9 protein-coding genes are annotated in these 17,125 nt (G+C 54.7%); 5 read left to right on the plus strand and 4 right to left on the minus strand.

The window, feature by feature from the left end; genetic code table 11:
• The first annotated feature begins 163 nt into the window (after positions 1-163).
• Positions 164-3,640, plus strand: coding sequence for a glycosyl hydrolase 53 family protein (locus tag MHH28_RS05775; RefSeq protein WP_405112922.1), 3,477 nt, complete (start codon positions 164-166; stop codon positions 3,638-3,640).
• A 154-nt stretch (positions 3,641-3,794) separates the two neighbouring features.
• Here the strand turns inward: MHH28_RS05775 and MHH28_RS05780 are convergent, their stop codons facing one another.
• Positions 3,795-4,757, minus strand: a complete 963-nt coding sequence (locus MHH28_RS05780) for a helix-turn-helix transcriptional regulator (protein ID WP_405112924.1) — start codon at positions 4,755-4,757, stop codon at positions 3,795-3,797.
• Between the two features lie 98 nt (positions 4,758-4,855).
• Here MHH28_RS05780 and MHH28_RS05785 point away from each other — a divergent pair, with 98 nt between their 5' ends.
• Both MHH28_RS05785 and MHH28_RS05790 read left to right on the plus strand, forming a co-directional pair.
• On the plus strand, positions 4,856-5,341 hold the full coding sequence (locus MHH28_RS05785; RefSeq protein ID WP_405112926.1) for a GyrI-like domain-containing protein: 486 nt from the start codon (positions 4,856-4,858) through the stop codon (positions 5,339-5,341).
• A gap of 23 nt (positions 5,342-5,364) precedes the next feature.
• Positions 5,365-5,829 (plus strand): phage tail protein, encoded by a 465-nt coding sequence (locus MHH28_RS05790; protein ID WP_405112928.1) that lies wholly within the window; start codon positions 5,365-5,367, stop codon positions 5,827-5,829.
• A gap of 124 nt (positions 5,830-5,953) precedes the next feature.
• Here the strand turns inward: MHH28_RS05790 and MHH28_RS05795 are convergent, their stop codons facing one another.
• Both MHH28_RS05795 and MHH28_RS05800 read right to left on the minus strand, forming a co-directional pair.
• Positions 5,954-7,204, minus strand: coding sequence for an MFS transporter (locus MHH28_RS05795; protein WP_405112930.1), 1,251 nt, complete (start codon positions 7,202-7,204; stop codon positions 5,954-5,956).
• Complete coding sequence (locus tag MHH28_RS05800; protein WP_405112932.1) at positions 7,201-8,031, minus strand: TrmB family transcriptional regulator; 831 nt, start codon at positions 8,029-8,031, stop codon at positions 7,201-7,203. The genes MHH28_RS05795 and MHH28_RS05800 overlap by 4 nt, the downstream gene beginning before the upstream one ends.
• A 232-nt stretch (positions 8,032-8,263) precedes the next feature.
• Between MHH28_RS05800 and MHH28_RS05805 the strand changes: the two genes are divergently transcribed.
• On the plus strand, positions 8,264-8,890 hold the full coding sequence (locus MHH28_RS05805) for a lysozyme inhibitor LprI family protein (protein WP_405112934.1): 627 nt from the start codon (positions 8,264-8,266) through the stop codon (positions 8,888-8,890).
• A 280-nt stretch (positions 8,891-9,170) separates the two neighbouring features.
• Here MHH28_RS05805 and MHH28_RS05810 read toward each other — a convergent pair whose 3' ends face one another.
• Positions 9,171-10,070, minus strand: a complete 900-nt coding sequence (locus MHH28_RS05810) for a DUF1835 domain-containing protein (protein WP_405112936.1) — start codon at positions 10,068-10,070, stop codon at positions 9,171-9,173.
• Between the two features lie 261 nt (positions 10,071-10,331).
• Between MHH28_RS05810 and MHH28_RS05815 the strand changes: the two genes are divergently transcribed.
• Complete coding sequence (locus tag MHH28_RS05815; protein WP_405112938.1) at positions 10,332-16,727, plus strand: GDSL-type esterase/lipase family protein; 6,396 nt, start codon at positions 10,332-10,334, stop codon at positions 16,725-16,727.
• The last annotated feature ends 398 nt before the right edge of the window (positions 16,728-17,125 follow it).

The following is a 17,125-nucleotide window of genomic DNA, read 5'->3' on the forward strand; positions in this document are numbered from 1 at the left end:
TTGTATATTGGAAAAAGAGATTTCACCAGCGATGCCGTCCGGAATGTAAGCGGTTGTCAGCGAAACCATTGAAAAAGTATGGGTTATCGTTGCTTCGCTTAATTCAATGTAACCTCTATCGTCGTCTATACTATCGGGGAGACTATAAAAGGGAGGCAATATTTTGAAACAGGGAACAAGATGGCTTGCGGCGGTTCTAACCCTTACACTGCTTATGATGTCGCTAACTGCACTTGGAGTACCGGCGAGGGCAGAAGCATCACCTGCGGCGCAATCTTTCGCCAAGGGCGCAGATGTCAGCTGGCTGCCTCAAATGGAGGCCCAAGGCTACAAATTCTATAATGATGAGGGCGATCAACAGGATCTGCTCCAGATCCTGAAAGACCACGAGATCGATTCCATACGCATCCGGGCTTTTGTCAATCCGTCCGATGATCCTTCTAACGGCCATAGCAGCACGGAAGAGGCAGTGGCGTTGGCTTCCCGTGTAAGCGCTCTCGGATTCAGGGTGATGATCGATCTGCACTACAGTGATTCCTGGGCCGATCCCGGCAAGCAGGTAACTCCGGCAGCGTGGGCAGGTGATAATCTGGAGCAGCTCAAAGTGCGTGTCTCAGAATATACCTCTGAGGTTATGAATGCGCTGAAGACCGCTGGCGTTACCCCGGAGTGGGTGCAGATCGGTAACGAGATTAATAACGGGATGCTGCATCCGCTGGGAAGCTACAGCAATACGGCGAATCTGGTGCAATTGATCCAGTCGGGATCACATGCCGCCAAGGCGGTGTTTCCAGAGACCAAGATCATTATTCACAGAGCCAACGGGGCAGATACCGGTGTAGATCCGTTCTATGCCGGTCTGGTCGAAGCAGGGCTTAAAGACAGCGATTATGACATTATCGGGTTATCCTATTACCCGGATTCTATTTACACTTCCTCCATCAATGAATTATCCTCCAATATGAACCTTCTGGCTGCAAAATATGGCAAGGAGGTTATGATCGTCGAGGTTGGCGGCGATGTGAGCAAGAATGTAGATAATGTATATAACATGCTGGTCGCTGTTCAGAATGGCGTGAAGGCAGTACCTGGCGGCCAGGGAACTGGCGTCTTCTATTGGGCACCGGAGGGAGTCTATTTCGGCTATGGGCTGTCTGCATGGAACCCGGACGGAACGCCTTCCTTCGCGATGGATGCTTTTATTGAAGGTGCTTCTGCCATCAACCGGGTGCCGGTTCAGTCGGTCAAAGTGGAGAAGCAGGCCGCAGTTCTTGAAGTAGGCGGAACCGGCAGCTTGAAGGCAACGATCAGCCCGGCGAATGCCACCTTTAAGGGCTTAACCTTCACCAGCTCCGACGAAGCCATTCTCAAGGTAGACAAGTATAAAGGGACGATCTCCGGGATATCTGCGGGGACCTCTACTGTGACAGCGGTTACTTATGACGGCGGATTTACAGATTCTACTGAAATTACAGTCTCGCCAAGTACAAGCTTCATTCAGAATCCCGGCTTCGAGGATGGGCTGAATGGCTGGAGCGTAAGCGGCGATAGCACGGCGGTAAATGTGGAGTCGGATGCCCATTCCGGTTCGGCTGCACTGCACTACTGGAGCTCACAGGCTGCGGAATTCCAGGTCTCCCAGACGGTCACCGGACTTGAGAACGGCACCTATCAGTTATCCGCTTGGGTCTCGGGTGTCGGCGGGGAAGAGACGGCTGAGATTTTTGCGGGCCATCAGAAGCAGCAGTTTGTCAACACAGGCTGGCAGCAATGGAGTAATCCAACCATCGATAATATTGAAGTTACGGATGGAACACTGACACTAGGCGCTAATCTGAAATACGCGGGCGACAAGTGGGGGAATCTTGATGATTTCAAGCTGGTCAAAAAAGCCGGAGCCGTCAGCACCGATAATCTCACGGTGAACGGTGCTAAGTCCGACTGGTATCTCAGTGGAACCAAGCCAACGACCTTCGGAGACAGCAAAGCTTCAGGCGGCTTCGATTACGGGGACGACAAGCCGATTGACTTCACGCTTACTCATGAGCTTACGGGACTTGAGCCCGGAAACTATACTATTCAGGCCAAAATCTTCGGGGACAAAGGGGAGCCTGCCCCAGGCTCGGTCATGTATACGATCTCCGAGGGACAAACGTATTCGGTGCCGGTTACCTATTCGGGCAGCGCTTGGCTGAAGCCCCGGACTCTGACGCTAAAACATGTGCACATAGGAGAAGACGGAAGAGCGTCGCTGGGCTTCAAGGTTATCACGGACTCAGATAATCATTACGGTTATCTGCAAGAGGTGACCTTCGTGCGCGATAGCACGACTCAGCCCGAGGTTCCAAGTGAACCAACAGTACCTCCAACAACGAAACCAACAACAAGCCCGGAAGGGAATACTGAACCAAGTCCGGCAGCCAGTCCAACGCCAACACCAGCTCCAACAACGGCGCCAGGAACAGACTCTGGTTCAGGATGGACAGCTCCGCAGGCAACAGCAACGGCAACAGCATCAGCCACACCGCAAGCCACACCACAGCCGGAAATCTTAGTGGTATCGCGGCCGGAAGTGGATGCGCAGAAGCAGATTGTGATTCCAATGGCTGAAGGGCAGAGCGAAGTAAGAATTCCCGCAGACGCTGCGGCGCTTAAGGGAATAGCCGCGCTGAAGCTGGAAGGGAAGAAGGTAGCTGTAGAGATTCCAGGCCAGGTGGTTCAGCAGCTTCAAGCTTTGGCCGGGACATCTGCAGCTGGCAGCATGATCTCTGCCGCATTAATCCCAGGGTCTGCGGAACAAAAGTCCGGCTGGTTAGAGCAGGCCAGCAGCAAGAGTGATGCAGTTCTGAGAATAGCCGGTGAAGTGTTCCAGCTCCGTCTGTCTGTTCTGAATCAGCAGGGGGTAGAGACTCCGCTGTCCTCCTTCGCGGAACCGGTCACCCTTCGCTTGAAGCTCCAGGAGAGCGGCAATCCGAAGCTGGCCGGTGTGTACGCGATCGCAGTCGATGGAACGCCCGAATATATGGGCGGCACTGTGGAACAAGACCGGATGACCGTTAAAATCCAGCAATCCGGCAAATATGCTGTACTGGAGTATGACAAGAGCTTTGCAGATGTAAGTCCGGCGGATTGGGCCTACGCTGCCATTAAGGAAATGGCGGCGAAGCATATTATTGCAGGCAACGGCGACAGCAGCTTCGCACCGAAGCGGGAAGTGACCCGTGCCGAGTTCGTGGCCATGCTTGTCCGCGCCCTTGGGCTGAAGGCGGAAGGTGGCGGTTCGTTCGCTGACGTAGACAGCAGCAAGTGGTACGCCGATGATGTGGCAGCCGCGTATGCTGCCGGAATCGTTAAAGGAGACTCCACCGGCAAGTTCGTACCGGAGTCGCGTGTTACGCGGCAAGAGATGGCGGCGCTTCTTGTGAGAGCTTACGAGCTGCGCTCTGGAAACACGGCTCCGGCAGGCACACTAGCCGCTTATTCCGATGCCGGAACAATCGGTGGCTGGGCCAAGGAGGCCGTGGGTGCCGCCGGCACACTCGGCTTCATATCCGGTACACCGGACGGATTCTTCAAGCCCCAGGCCAATGCGACCCGCGCAGAGTGTGCGAAGGTATTGAGCTTGCTGCTTAATCTGTGAGCAAGAGTACAAGAGTATAAGTATATAAGTAGAAGAAGAGCAGCGATTTTCCTGATTAGGGGGCGCTGCTCTTTTTACTGGCATGGGATAGGGCGGTTGCGAAGGAGCTGGGCGAAATGTATGCGGAAAACCGATCACATTGTGGGCGCCCTTCCTAAAGCTGATACAGATCTATCCTCGCTTGCAGCTCCGCTCTAACTTCTTCCGGAACTTCCTTCATCTTCAGGTCATTGCCCAGGAATAACAGCCAATTCGTGACTTCCTTCACTTCTTCGGGCCTGTTCACTTCGATATCCATCTTCAGAATTGCGGTGGTCTGATAGGGGTTGGTGTAGGCTAGCGCCACCCTGAACGGGTGATATTTGCGGTATTGGGCAATGGCCCGGGGACCGAGCTCCAGGACGAGGTTGTTGTTCACGTGTTGCTTGCTCAGCTTCTCGTGGATTTTTTTCACGCTCAGCCGTTTGGACTCCGGGTAGGGGATGACATCAGTGAGCTGGTCTACAGGGATCATCCGTTTCCTGGACGCGTCCAGGTCGAAGGCCTCGATGAGCCACAGGCTTTTCTCCTGATAAAGACGTAAGAGATACACAGAATAAAAGATATTCTGCTGTTCTTCCAGGCAGGTAATCCGCAGATAACGGTCCACCAACAGGAGCCGGATCAGCTTCTCCAGCATAGGGTGGGGGAGATCGGACAGATCCAGCAGATCGGGATTGCCAGGGTGAGTGCCCTCGAACAGCAGGATCTGATTCAGAAGCACAAGGTCCTCCTGCTGATTCTCCGAGATGAGCGCCAGTAATTTCTCCGTCAGGGACTGACGGCTTGTGAGATAAGGAAGCTGCCCGTTCCTTGTGGCCATGAAGGCAATGAACAGGGCTTTGACCTCATTATCCGTGAACCGGACCACCGGAAGCACAGAGTTACGCATGACCGAATACCCGCCATCCCGGCCGACCTCCGCGACCAGCGGCATCCCGAGCGCCTCGATTTCCCGGATATCCCGGATAGCGGTCGAACGCGAAATATTGAATTCCCGCATGATTTCTGTCAGGGTAAAATGGGCACGATTATTAATGTACCGCATGATGATGTTGATCCGTTCCACTTTTTTCATCGCGGCTCCTAAACAGGTTCATTTTTTGACATGATTTAAGGTTATCATATACATATCAAGTGAAGAAGACAAATCTAATATTAGGGCAGGTGCGGAATATGGCAGGGTATACTATTGAAGAGAAGGACAGCTTCACAGTGATTGGGCTGGGGATTGAGCTTAAGAGTGATTACACCGATTATGCCGGGATTCATAAGGAGAAGGCGGATTTTTGGCAGGCGGTCAGTGAAGATGGCAGGCTCAGCTTGTTAAAAGGGATTGCGGCGAATGACTATGTGTTTGTGGTGAACGAAGCGGTGAACGGCAAGATGATGCATTATGCCGGGGTGATGGCCGAGGCGGCCGCGCAGGTACCGCAGGAAGCCCGGGTGATCCAGTTCCCGAAGGGGGAATACGTCGTAGTCGCAGGAGAAGGAGCGACAACGGAGGAATTAAGCAATACCGTGACGGGCCTGGCCTTCGGACAAGCTTTGCCGCAAGCTGAAGGATACGCCTACGTGGGCGGGCCGAATGCAGCAGTGGAGATGGGCAGCCGGAATGGTTCGCTATATGGCGAAATGTGGATTCCCGTCATCCGCAACTAAAGTGATTATTATGGAGGGTAACTATGTCGTATACCGTTGATTTCAAAGAAGTATCTCTGCAAGGCCTGGAGTCGTCACCCGTTGCTGAAGAGCTGGCCGGTCTGCGTGCGAATGAGGCACGTTATTTCATGAACAAGTATAAGCATGAATTCACAGTCGTTCCGGCCAGTAACAGCCAGGATGCGCTGGATTATGTGAATACGATTCTGAGCAAGGAGCGGGATATTCATTTTGCGGCCAAGCCGCTGGAAACCTCGCAGTTTCAAGTGGAGAATATCCGGTTCACCTACGTTTTCTATGAGGATGGCCTTGCGCTTAACGTAATGTATACGGTGGATGATCCGAAGAAGCGGGCAGTCGGGTTCAAGCTCTCGGAAGGAATGGAAATTCCTGCGGAGCTGGCGGACAAGTTCAAGTTCGCGCGGCAGAAGTCGAAGCTGGCGGGTACGATCCGGGGATCGTTTTTTGTAATTAAGGGCGAGTACTAATAAAAATCCCCACAAAGTGAAGTTAAGCTTCGGAGTCTATTCAGATACTTTGCGGGGGCCCCAAAACCATATACATTCTTGAACGGCCATAAGGGGCTGCCAATCTGGCAGCCCCTTGTATCGTTCAAATCTCCTCCGCTGTATACGTCTTCTGGGTGCGGAGCACCGGGAAGAACCGGTACATCCAGAGGACGGTGATGATCAGGGTGCCCAGCCCGCCGATCACCGTGGCAGGGACGGCCCCGACCAGTCCGGCCATCGTGCCGGACTCGAATTCGCCAAGCTGGTTCGAGGTGCCGATGAACAGGGAATTCACCGCGTTCACCCGGCCTTGCATCTCCTGCGGCGTATTGACCTGCACCAGTGTCGAGCGGATGACGACACTGACGACATCGGAGCCACCGATCAGTACCAGCGCGAACAGGGACAGCCAGAAGCTGTGTGAGATCCCGAACAGCATCGTTGCGAGGGCGAAGACGACCAGCGAGGCGAACAGCATCTTACCGATGGCCCGCTCCACTGAATAGCGGGTCAGGATGAGCGAGACGATAATGGCGCCCACCGCCGGGGCAGAGCGCAGCAGACCGAGACCGAGTGAGCCGGTCTTCAGAATATCCTCGGCGAAGATCGGCAGCAGCGCCGTGGCCCCGCCGAGCAGTACAGCGAACAGGTCCAGCGAGATGGTGCCGAGGATAATCTTGCGGGCGAAGACAAACCGCAGGCCGCTGAGGAAGGTGTCCATGCTGACTGCGTCCAGCTTTTTGACGAAATGAACGGTCTTGACGAAGAAGATCAGTACCGTGGAAATCAGAAGTGCAGCCAATGAGGCGATATAGGCGGCGGCCGTGCCCCAGACGACAAGAACCCCTCCGAGAGAAGGACCGACGATCATCGCCGTCTGCATGGCGGAAGCGGACCAGGCTGCCGCCTTCGGCAGCTGCTCGCGGTCCACGATGTCCGGCACCAGCGCAGCCGAGGCCGGACTCTCGAAGGTGCGGCACGCGCCAAGAACGGCTGCGGCCGTCAGCAGGTGAACCGCGCCGAGCCAGCCCTCTATGCTGCCAAGAACGAGCAGCAGCACGACAAGGCTCTCTGTAAGCTGGCACAGGAAGACGATGGTGCGGCGGTCATAACGGTCTGCCGTCTGTCCGGCAGGCAGGGTCAGCAGCAGCATAGGCAGGAATTGGGCCAGCCCGACCAATCCAAGCTGGTAGGCGCTGCCGGTCAGCGCGTACATCTGCCAGCCGATCGCCACCGACAGCATCTGGAAGGCGCTGGTGGAGAAGATCCGCGCGATCCATAAGCGCAGGAACGAGCGGTTATGCAGCACGGATGTGCGGGGAGAATTCGCATTTGGTGTATTCGGTGTATTCAATGGGTGTCATCCTCCAAGCGATCAGGTTCAAGTACAGGCTCCGGCTTCCTTGAGCGCATCTCTGGATGCTCCCGGAAGATCAGTTCATAATTCTTGCCGTAACGCTCCTCCAGCTCTGCGGCGAAATCCTGCTCAATCCGCATCATCACGACATCGTGATAATAAGAGGTCTGAATCACATTCAGCACAGCCGGATGGTTGCTCTCCAGCGCCGAAGCCTGCGAATGGCGGGTGAAGCTGCCCAGGAGCGAGGTCTCCTGATCCAGCAGGAGCGAGAAGTTCCGGGCCGCAGGCGGCCCGCCTGCCGGTACGCTGTGCACGATAACACGCGATAGTGCTGTAGGCGTATCGCCTATAACCATCAGGTGGACGGCAATGCCCTGCTCTTCGGCGGCAAGCAGCACGTCCTCTACCCGGTGCAGGTCCTCCGCCCAGATATCCACCAGAATCTCCGCGCTGGCGTTGGCGGCCAGACGCCGGACCGCCAGATCCACCTGCGCATCTCCCTTCCAGTTGCTGAAGAAGGGTGGTGCCGCAGGCAGGTGGGTCAGCTCGTTCTCCAGCAGACGGGCTGTGCGCTCGAACTCCGTCTGGAGCAGCTTGACAACCTGCCGGACCGGGATCGCGGCGAATGTGACCGGATCGCCCTCCACTGTCCGGCAGACCCCCTTGTCTACCAGACTGCGCAACGCGGCGTATACATTGGACCGGGACACAGACACCTGCTTGGCGACCTCATAGCCCGAGGAGGGAGGCTGGCCATGCAACGCCAGATAGCAGCGGGCTTCCAGATCGGATAAGCCGAGCTTGCGTAGTGCTTCAATCATCGGTGAACCGCCTTTCTCTGAATGAGTAATGCTACATGGGATGTAGGAGTATTACAAAATACTACTCCGTTAAATAAGGACTGTCAAGCAGCAATTCCCGCCGGTCCGTGAGCCGTTGCCCTGCACAAAAATGATTAATTCCGGGTGAAATCAGGTAATAACCCACAAGGCGGCTTATGAACAGCTGGTAAGCAACAGTCTCGACTATAACTCAATGACAGGATGATGACTTATGCGTAAAGCTATTCTAACTACCCTATTAATCTCCAGTCTGCTAGTGGCTGGCTGCGGCAATAATAACGATGCGGATAGCGGGGGAGCGGCAGCCCCGGCAGAGACCGGACAGGAAGCCACTGCAAGCCCGCAGCTTACACCGGAAGCTACGCCGGCACCGGCACCTGAGGCTACAGCAGAGCCCGCACCGGAAGCCACTGCACAGGCTCCGGCACAGACGGCCGCGCCCGCTGCCACGCCGAAGGCCAGTGCGGAGGCGGGGGACTCGCAGCGGCAGGCTTATTTTGACAAGCTGGATAAGATTGAAGAGGGTCTCAGCGATCTGAAGGCGGTGTCAGCCAGCGGCGTCACGACAGATATGAAGGAGGCGGCCTCCAAGGAGCACGAACGCTGGGACAAGGCGCTGAATGAAATCTACCAGGCGCTCAAAGCGCAGCTTCCCGAGGCGGATATGAGCAAACTGAAAGAGGAACAGCTAAACTGGATCAAGGAACGCGATAAGGCCGCAGAGGAAGCGGCTGCCAAGTATAAGGGCGGAACGATGGAAGGGCTGGAGTACGCAGCGACCTTGGCCTCTGTGACGAAGGAACGTTGTTATAAGCTGGTGGAGCTGTATATGAAGTAATCAAAGAGCGCAGCGATTCTCTCTTTAGGAGGGCCGCTGCGCTGTTTTTTGACCATTTGTATGACCTGATGAATTGATAAGTGTATTCTGTACAATTAAAAACCGTGAAAAGGCAGGACTTCCCCCTTCTAACTGTAGTCTGTACAACTAAATTTGCCCGAATGGAGAGAACTCATGGATAATAGGAATTTTAATTGTACGTAATGCAGTTAAGCGGATAATAGGCGGTAAATTAGACGATTTAGCTGTACGTAATACAACTAAGCCACTAATTATTCACTTACTCTGCAGATGCCCGTCTAAGCGAGAATTGATGCAACTCCCCCGGTTGTCCGATGGACATCAAGACGCCCTGCTTAATCAATTCTCGCATTCTATTGACTATAAATGAAGTGTCCACGAGCTGCTGTGAGACTTCGAACACCCGGATGAAGACACTGCCTGCGTTAACGTATCCCTTCCTGATCTGATTGCGCTCCTGCTCCATTTCCAGTTCAATAACGGACCTCAGAATTACCTCATCCAGCGCGCTTTCATCACAGCTGATAATGACGGCATCTTTCCACAGACGCAGCATTTGATTTTCCTCCACCAACCTCAGCCAATCCGATTCGTAGCCCCTTCTCTGATCAGATTCAAGAGGAAGGCCTTGACCATGGCTATCTACGATAAATAAATAATCCTCACGATTGGTTTCACCTATAAAATGAGGTGTGACCTCTTCTGTGCCATGAACTGCGGCTGAATGATAAAGCTCTGTCACATTAACCATATGCACCGGCTGTATGCGATCCCGCAATACATGCAATACGAAACGCAGCCCGGTCTGGTCATGCGCATTATCCGCCACCCAAATGACGATGATCTTATGGTGCGGAATACTCTTCACAGTCTGCGCCATGTGGACAAGCTGATTCTCTTGGTTGTGATGTTGGCTAAGGCTGTAATTCTCATCACGTTCCATCATCCATAGCTGTCTGTTCTGCATTCCGGTTATTGTATCCAAGACTGATAAAGGTCCAATTGAGAATAATTCATTAAAAGCCAGGACTTGGTTTGCCTCACGTTTGCCAAGAGCACTGAGTGTTACTTTTAAGGAACCAGCATCAGACATGCCGAAAAGTATATGTACATATTCTTGTTCAGTTCGTTCATTTGAAACTACGTGTGCCTGTGCCATAAACACTCCCCTAACCAAACATATTCCTGATAATACCACATATTGGAATCCTGTATACACATTATAAAAGTCGATTCTAGGCTGAAATCGCTTTTTTTTGAGCAGAATGAATCCCTGTTATTTGTTACGCTCCATATGAACGCTGCCATGAAAGGAGGCGGGCGCTGCTAAAGCTCAAGCTGGAAGACAACGATGAGGGCTTCTGCACAAGTTTCCCCTGATTTCTAAATTGATTTTAGAATAATAGGAGGCCTGAAGTTCATGGGTAGAAAAAAGAGGTCGGTTAAAAAAGCAATGCTCGCGTTCTTGTTATCCTGTCTGCTGGTCACCCCGCTTGCTCTCCCGCCTGCACCGGCACTTGCAGCCTCTACCGGAAATCATCCCGCCCGTCAGGCAGAATATCTGGACCGTGGATTGGTGGCGGTTCTGACAGATGGCGGCGTCTTTCTGAGTTGGAGGTACCTGAATACGGACTCGGATGAAATCGCTTACAACGTCTATAAGAACGGCATGAAGGTCAACCCGGCACCAATCGTGAACTCTACCAACTATGTGGATGCCACGGGTGCAGACAGCTCACAATATCAGATTTCTACGATTGTTGCCGGGAAGGAGGAAATGCAGCCGGAGCGGGCAGCGGTATGGCATAACTCTTATCTGCCGATTCCGCTGGATAAGCCTGCCGATGGCCGGACCAAAGACGGGGGGACGTATTCCTATTATGCCGGAGATGCCTCTGTTGGGGATCTGGATGGGGACGGGGAATATGAGATCGTTTTCTTGTGGAGTCCCAGCAATGCGAAAGATAATTCACAAGCCGGCTATACCGGCAACGTCTATATTGACGCGATCAAACTGGACGGCACTAAGCTCTGGCGCATTGATCTTGGCGTGAACATCCGGGCCGGGGCGCATTATACGCAGCTCATGGTGTATGACCTGGACGGCAACGGCAAAGCCGAGGTCGTGGTCAAGACAGCGGACGGCACCAAAGACGGGCAAGGCACAGTCATCGGTGACGGCACCAAGGATTACCGCAATGACGGCGGATATATCCTGGACGGGCCGGAATATCTGACGCTGTTCGACGGCCAGACCGGCGCTGCGGTGTCCACCGTTGACTATGATCCGCCAAGGGGCAATGTCAGCGCGTGGGGAGACGGTTACGGCAACCGCGTAGACCGGTTCCTGGCCGGGATTGCTTACCTGGACGGTGTGAAGCCCAGCGTGGTTATGGCCCGTGGCTATTATACAAGAACAACGCTTACCGCATACGACTACACAGGTGGTGCATTAGTGAAGCGTTGGAATTTCGACACGAATGATGCCGGTGCCCAGTACGAAGCGCAGGGCAATCACAATCTAAGTGTGCTGGATGCGGACAATGACGGCCGGGATGAGATCATGTACGGTGCGCTGGCGATTGACGATGACGGCACCCTGCTCTATAGCACCGGACTGGGTCATGGAGATGCCATGCATGCCGGGAAGCTCGATCCGAACCGGGAAGGGTATCAGGTGGTCAGCGTGCATGAGCATAAGGATGCGGCCTACGGGCTGGAGATGCGCGATGCCGCTACGGGCGAGATCCTCTGGGGCCAATTCACCGGAAAAGATACCGGACGGGGGATGTCAGCCGATATCGATCCGAATCATCCCGGCTATGAGTCTTGGGCATCCACGATTGTAAACGGGCAGATGGACCCGTTGTCCCGCGGCTATGCGGCTGACGGTGAGGTGATCTATGAGCAGAATGAAGTTCCGCGAAGCGCGAATTTCGCCATCTGGTGGGACGGGGATCTTCAGCGGGAGCTGTTCGACCACGATTGGAATAACACTACAGCGGAAGGCATTCCGCTCATTTACAAGTGGGATTACCGGAATAAGCAGCTGAAGGAGATTGTCCGGGCGGCGGGTAGTTTGACCAACAATCATACCAAAGGCAACCCGGCGCTTCAGGCGGACCTCCTGGGCGATTGGCGCGAGGAGCTGCTGCTTCGCAGCGCAGACAGCTCGGAATACAGACTCTATACCACTACGATTCCTACAACCTACAGAATTCCAACGCTAATGCAAGATCCGGTATACCGGCTGGGGATCGCCTGGCAGAATGTGGCGTACAATCAGCCGCCGCATACGGGGTTTTACCTGGGGACAGAGGCTACAGCATTCCCCAAAGCAAATCTGGCACTGGCCGGCTCTCCGCAACCGCTGGAGCAGGTCTACCATTTCGGGTTCGGTACTCAGCAGCCAGCCGGAACAACCTCTGTGCAGGCTACGCCGTACACTGAGAGCACGGGATATGGTTTCGAGAGCATAAGCGGAATCACCTTGGGTGTGAACCACGCTTCCCTGCCGGAGAACACCAAGTTTGCGGTGGACCTGCCGAATGCCAATTACAAGGTGACGCTCAAGCTGGGCAGCGGAGACAGAGACTCGAACGTAGGGGTCAAATCCGAATTTGTGCAAAAGCTGGCGCTCACTGAGGTCCCTGCCGGAACACCATTGCTCTATTCCTATGACATTGCAGTGGTTGACGGGCAGTTAGAGTTTATTTTCTACGGCAAGGCTGCCGATGTGCAGGAGATTAAGATTGAAAAGTACCCGCAGAAGATGCCGGGAACCGGAACCACCATCTATATGGCCGGGGATTCGACGATGCAGTCCTACAGCGGGATGCAGGCTCCGCAGGAGGGCTGGGGCCAGCCATTCGGTAAATATTTCAGCAGCGGCGTAACGATCCAGAATGATGCCATCGGCGGCAGAAGCAGCAAGTCATTCATGGTGGACGGCCGTCTGGATAGTATTCTGCAGCGGATCAGGCCGGGGGATTACTTCTTCATCTCCTTCGGCCATAACGATGCCAGCGCAGGCATTCCTGACCGTTATGCCTCTCCGGCAGATTACGCAGCCTACTTGGCCCGCTACGTGGCCGGAGCCAGGCAGCGCGTGGCTACTCCAATTCTGTTAACGCCGGTAGGTCGCAGGGACTTCAATACGATCACTCAGGAATTCAATGCCAGCTTTCCTGAATATGTGAAGGCGGCGAAGGAAACAGCGGCTGAACTGAACGTCCCGCTGATTGATCTGAGCCAGTTAAGCATTGCGGAATATAACCGGATCGGCCTGGCGGCTACGGAGAAGCTGTTCCTCTACGCCCATCCGGGGGAATATCCGAAGTACCCGGACGGGGTCAGCGATAATACCCATTTCAGTACCTACGGTGCGCAGGTCATTGCCGGTCTGGTAGCGGGCGCAGTGAAGAACATGGGCCTCAGTCTATCGCCCTTCGTGACCGATCCCGGAATAACGGAGCCGGAGCCAGAGCCGGAGGTACAGCGTTACGAGGAGGACTTTGAGGACGATCCGGCCGCTGCACAATATTCCATGGTGAATGCCACGGGCATTGCCGGGACCATGGCGGGGATGGTTACAGAAGAGAACGGGAACAAGGTATTGTCCGTGGCTGGTTCCGGCTCTGGTAACCGCGCCAAGGTGTTCCGCCTGTTCGATGCGGTGAACGGCGACATCGTGGATGTCAATTTCAACTGGCATTCCGGCAATGTGGGCGCTGTCCCTTCGGAGGGACATCTGACGCTGATGGATGCGAGTGAGAATTTGATTCTCACCCTGTTCACCAAGACCGGTACGGCAAGCCCAAATACGAACATTCATTATTTCACCGGCCCGTATACACATGACTATGGTACCGGCAGCACTGCCATTCCAGGGGGCGGAACCGCTACGGATATTCCGAAGAATCAGTGGGTGAATGTTAAGGTGAAGATTGATTTTGCTGGGAAAAGCCTTGATCTCACCTTGACAAGTCTCGCTAACCCAAGTGTCACCCAGACGATCCGCGATATTCCGCTGAGTCCTGGCGTCTATGCGAATAACGTTAGGGGCTTGCGGTTCCTGGGTACGCGAAAAGGAGGAGGAGGCACGCTGAACTGGACCACCCGGATCGACAATGTGAAGATTGAAGGCACGAAGCTGCCGGTGGCAGCAGGCGATATGGCGGCATTGATTGCACTACATCAGGAGGTGAAGGCGATCGATCTGGCAGGATACACGGAGGCTTCCGCAGCTGTACTGCATCGAGCCGTGAATGCTGCCGGAGCGCTAATCGGAACAACAGCTACGCAGGCGCAAATTGATCATGCGGTGAACATGCTTACCGTTGCGCGTGATTCACTGACCCGTGAGCCTGCGGGTGATATTACTGCATACTCCTTTGATTTTGGCTCCGGCAGTGCTGCCGAAGGTTATACCAAGGTGGATGCCAAACGGGCTTACATTGAAGGGAATGGCTACGGGTTCGCCGACACTGCGCTGGTCAGGGACGAGAACCGGGGTACCGGCAATCCGCTGACAGAGGACTTCACACGGGTGAATGGTACCTCTTTGCTGGTGGAGATGAAGCCGGCGAATTACCGGGTGACGATGACCATTGGGGATGCGCAGGAAGCGACCCAGGCCGGTGTTACGGTGGAGCAAATGAACAAACTGCCGGTGACCACCGTCCCCAAAGGGGAATTCAAAGAAGTCGTCTACGATATTGCCCTGATCGATGGCGTATTTAACTTCAGCTTCTCCGGCAGCACGCCGAAGATCAACGCGCTGAAGATCGAGCGTCTGCCGGAGCAGGGGGCGGCCGATAAGCCAACTCTTTATCTGGCGAGCGATTCCACGGTGGCCAATTATGCGGAGAGCTACCGTCCGCAGGCCGGATGGGGCGAGACGCTGGGCCGTTATTTTGACCTGGAGAAGATCCTTATTGACAACCGGGCAGTCGGCGGACTAAGCAGCAAAACCTTCCTGACCGGCGGATATCTGGGCGATATTCTGCTCGGCATTCATGAGGGGGATTATCTGTTCATGCAGTGGTCGCATAACGACTCCACGCCGTCCCGGCCGGAACGTTATCTTACCCCGGAGCAATTCAAAATCTATCTGAAGGATTACATTAACGGCGCTGTGCAGCGAGGTGCGGTACCGGTGCTGGTTACACCCGTCAACCGGCGGGATTTCACTGGAGAGGTGCTGAACAAGAGCTTCCCGGCATACGTGCAGGCAATGAAGGAAATCGCGCAGGAGACCGGTACGCTGCTGATTGACCTGAATCAAGCAAGCTGGGAGTACTTCCAGGAGCTGGGCACAGAAGGCACCAAGTCTATTTTCATGTGGACGGGAACCACGGAGGACAACACCCATCTGCAGATGAACGGTGCGATTAAGGTATCGGAGCTGGTAGCGGGGCTTGTGAAAAAGCTGAACATTCCGCTGTCTGCCTGGGTCAAACCGGATGGAGAGCAGGCGGACCAGACCCCGCCGCAGACGGCTGCGGCAGTGAAGGGAACAGAGCAGAACGGCTGGTACACATCGGCGGCCGAAATAACGTTAACCGCAAGCGATGAGCAATCGGGAGTGGAGACGACCTATTTCAAGGTGGACGGCGGTGAGCTGCAGACCGGCAGCAAGCTGACGTTAAGTGAAGAGGGCAAGCATACCCTGACCTACTGGAGCGTGGATCGGAGCGGTAACAAGGAGGCCGGGCAGACGCTGGATGTGGCGATTGACCTTACTCCTCCGGCGGTCGTCATTCAGGGAGAAGCTCAGTATACGATTGACCGGCAGGTAGAGATTAGCTACACGGCTTCCGATACGGTGTCCGGTGTTGCGGAGCCTGGCGGCGGGCTGCTGAACGCTCCTGCGTATACGCTTGAACCCGGTCTGCATACAATAACGGCCACCGTTAGCGATCTTGCAGGCCGTGAGACTAGTGTGGATTTCAGCTACAGTATATACGCTACGTTTGCAAGTCTGGCAGAATTGACCCGCGCCTTCGCGGGTGAATCGGCAGACCCGGGTGCAGCGGCACATGCAGAGCAGCTTAGCGGTAAGCTTATGCAGGCGGAGCAGGCGGTCGGCGTGCGTGAAGGAGCGAAGGCCCGGTCGCTGCTTGTTGCATACAGCCAGGATGTCGGCACAGGCGTTGCTGAAGCTTTTACTGCGGAACAACGGAATGTCCTAACGAGATGGGCCGCTTGGATCAGCCAGGGCATCCCGCTCGCGGACAGCGCTCCAGGCATGCCGGTGTTGTCTGATAATAACGGGCATGATACGGGGCTGCGGGACGGTGATTATACGGTTACCATGAATCTCTGGTGGGGCAATAACGGTACCCGCTTCAAGCTCTTCGAGAACGGCGAAATGATTGAAGAAGGTGCTCTGACCGACCAGTCCCCGTCAGCGCAGTCCGTGCAGATCGATATTGCCGGCAGGCAGAACGGGACTTATGTCTATACGCTGGAGCTCAGCAACCCGCACGGATCGGTAACAAGCGAACCTTTGACGGTGACGGTAACCGATGCGTCCCCCGGGCAGGCCGTATTATCCAGCGATAACTGGGACGGGGACGGCAGCTATGCGATCACGATGAATCTGTGGTGGGGGACGAATGCAACGGAATACCGGCTGTACGAGAATGGAGTATTGGCAGATACCCAGACCCTGCAGGCCCGCACCCCGGATGCCCAGTCCGCAGTCACTGCAATCTCCGGTAAAGCTCCCGGAACCTATGAATATGAAGCCGTCCTGCGCAACGCGGCAGGCGAGTCCAGATCTGCGAAGCTGACAGTGACTGTAGGCAAGTGAGCGGTTGGCTGAAGAACGAATGATGCGCATGTTCGAGTGATGATTTCTGGAAAAGCCCGGGAAACCGGGCTTTTTGCGCTTCGGCAGATACCCCTCATGGCTTGGGCTGAAAGTTTGATGTAGGAGAGGTAGGAGAGGTAGGAGAGGTAGGAGAAGTAGGAAATGTAGGAGGAAAACAAGGAGGAGAAAATGTAATCTGTTGAACACGAAGGTTAGTGGGCAAAGTCTTGTTGAAGGCGAGCCGGGAGGGGCACTAGTGCCCCTCATATTCTGAAAACCTCTGCCAGCGCCCGAATGAAGAGCACTAGCTAATGCGTCCCAAACGAGCAAATGAAGAGCACTAGTGCACCTGAATTCAGCGAATGCGACCCAAGCGAGCAAATGAAGAGCATTAGTGC

This window comes from Paenibacillus sp. FSL K6-1217 (assembly GCF_045040735.1).
Classification (GTDB): domain Bacteria; phylum Bacillota; class Bacilli; order Paenibacillales; family Paenibacillaceae; genus Paenibacillus_AQ.

What these genes read in the sequence shown, in the direction of transcription:
- MHH28_RS05780 (WP_405112924.1), bottom strand. Translation starts at nt 4,757, where the DNA reads ATGAAAAAAGTGGAACGGATCAACATCATCATGCGGTACATTAATAAT.
- MHH28_RS05785 (WP_405112926.1), top strand. Translation starts at nt 4,856, where the DNA reads ATGGCAGGGTATACTATTGAAGAGAAGGACAGCTTCACAGTGATTGGG.
- MHH28_RS05790 (WP_405112928.1), top strand. Translation starts at nt 5,365, where the DNA reads ATGTCGTATACCGTTGATTTCAAAGAAGTATCTCTGCAAGGCCTGGAG.
- MHH28_RS05800 (WP_405112932.1), bottom strand. Translation starts at nt 8,031, where the DNA reads ATGATTGAAGCACTACGCAAGCTCGGCTTATCCGATCTGGAAGCCCGC.
- MHH28_RS05805 (WP_405112934.1), top strand. Translation starts at nt 8,264, where the DNA reads ATGCGTAAAGCTATTCTAACTACCCTATTAATCTCCAGTCTGCTAGTG.
- MHH28_RS05810 (WP_405112936.1), bottom strand. Translation starts at nt 10,070, where the DNA reads ATGGCACAGGCACACGTAGTTTCAAATGAACGAACTGAACAAGAATAT.
- MHH28_RS05815 (WP_405112938.1), top strand. Translation starts at nt 10,332, where the DNA reads ATGGGTAGAAAAAAGAGGTCGGTTAAAAAAGCAATGCTCGCGTTCTTG.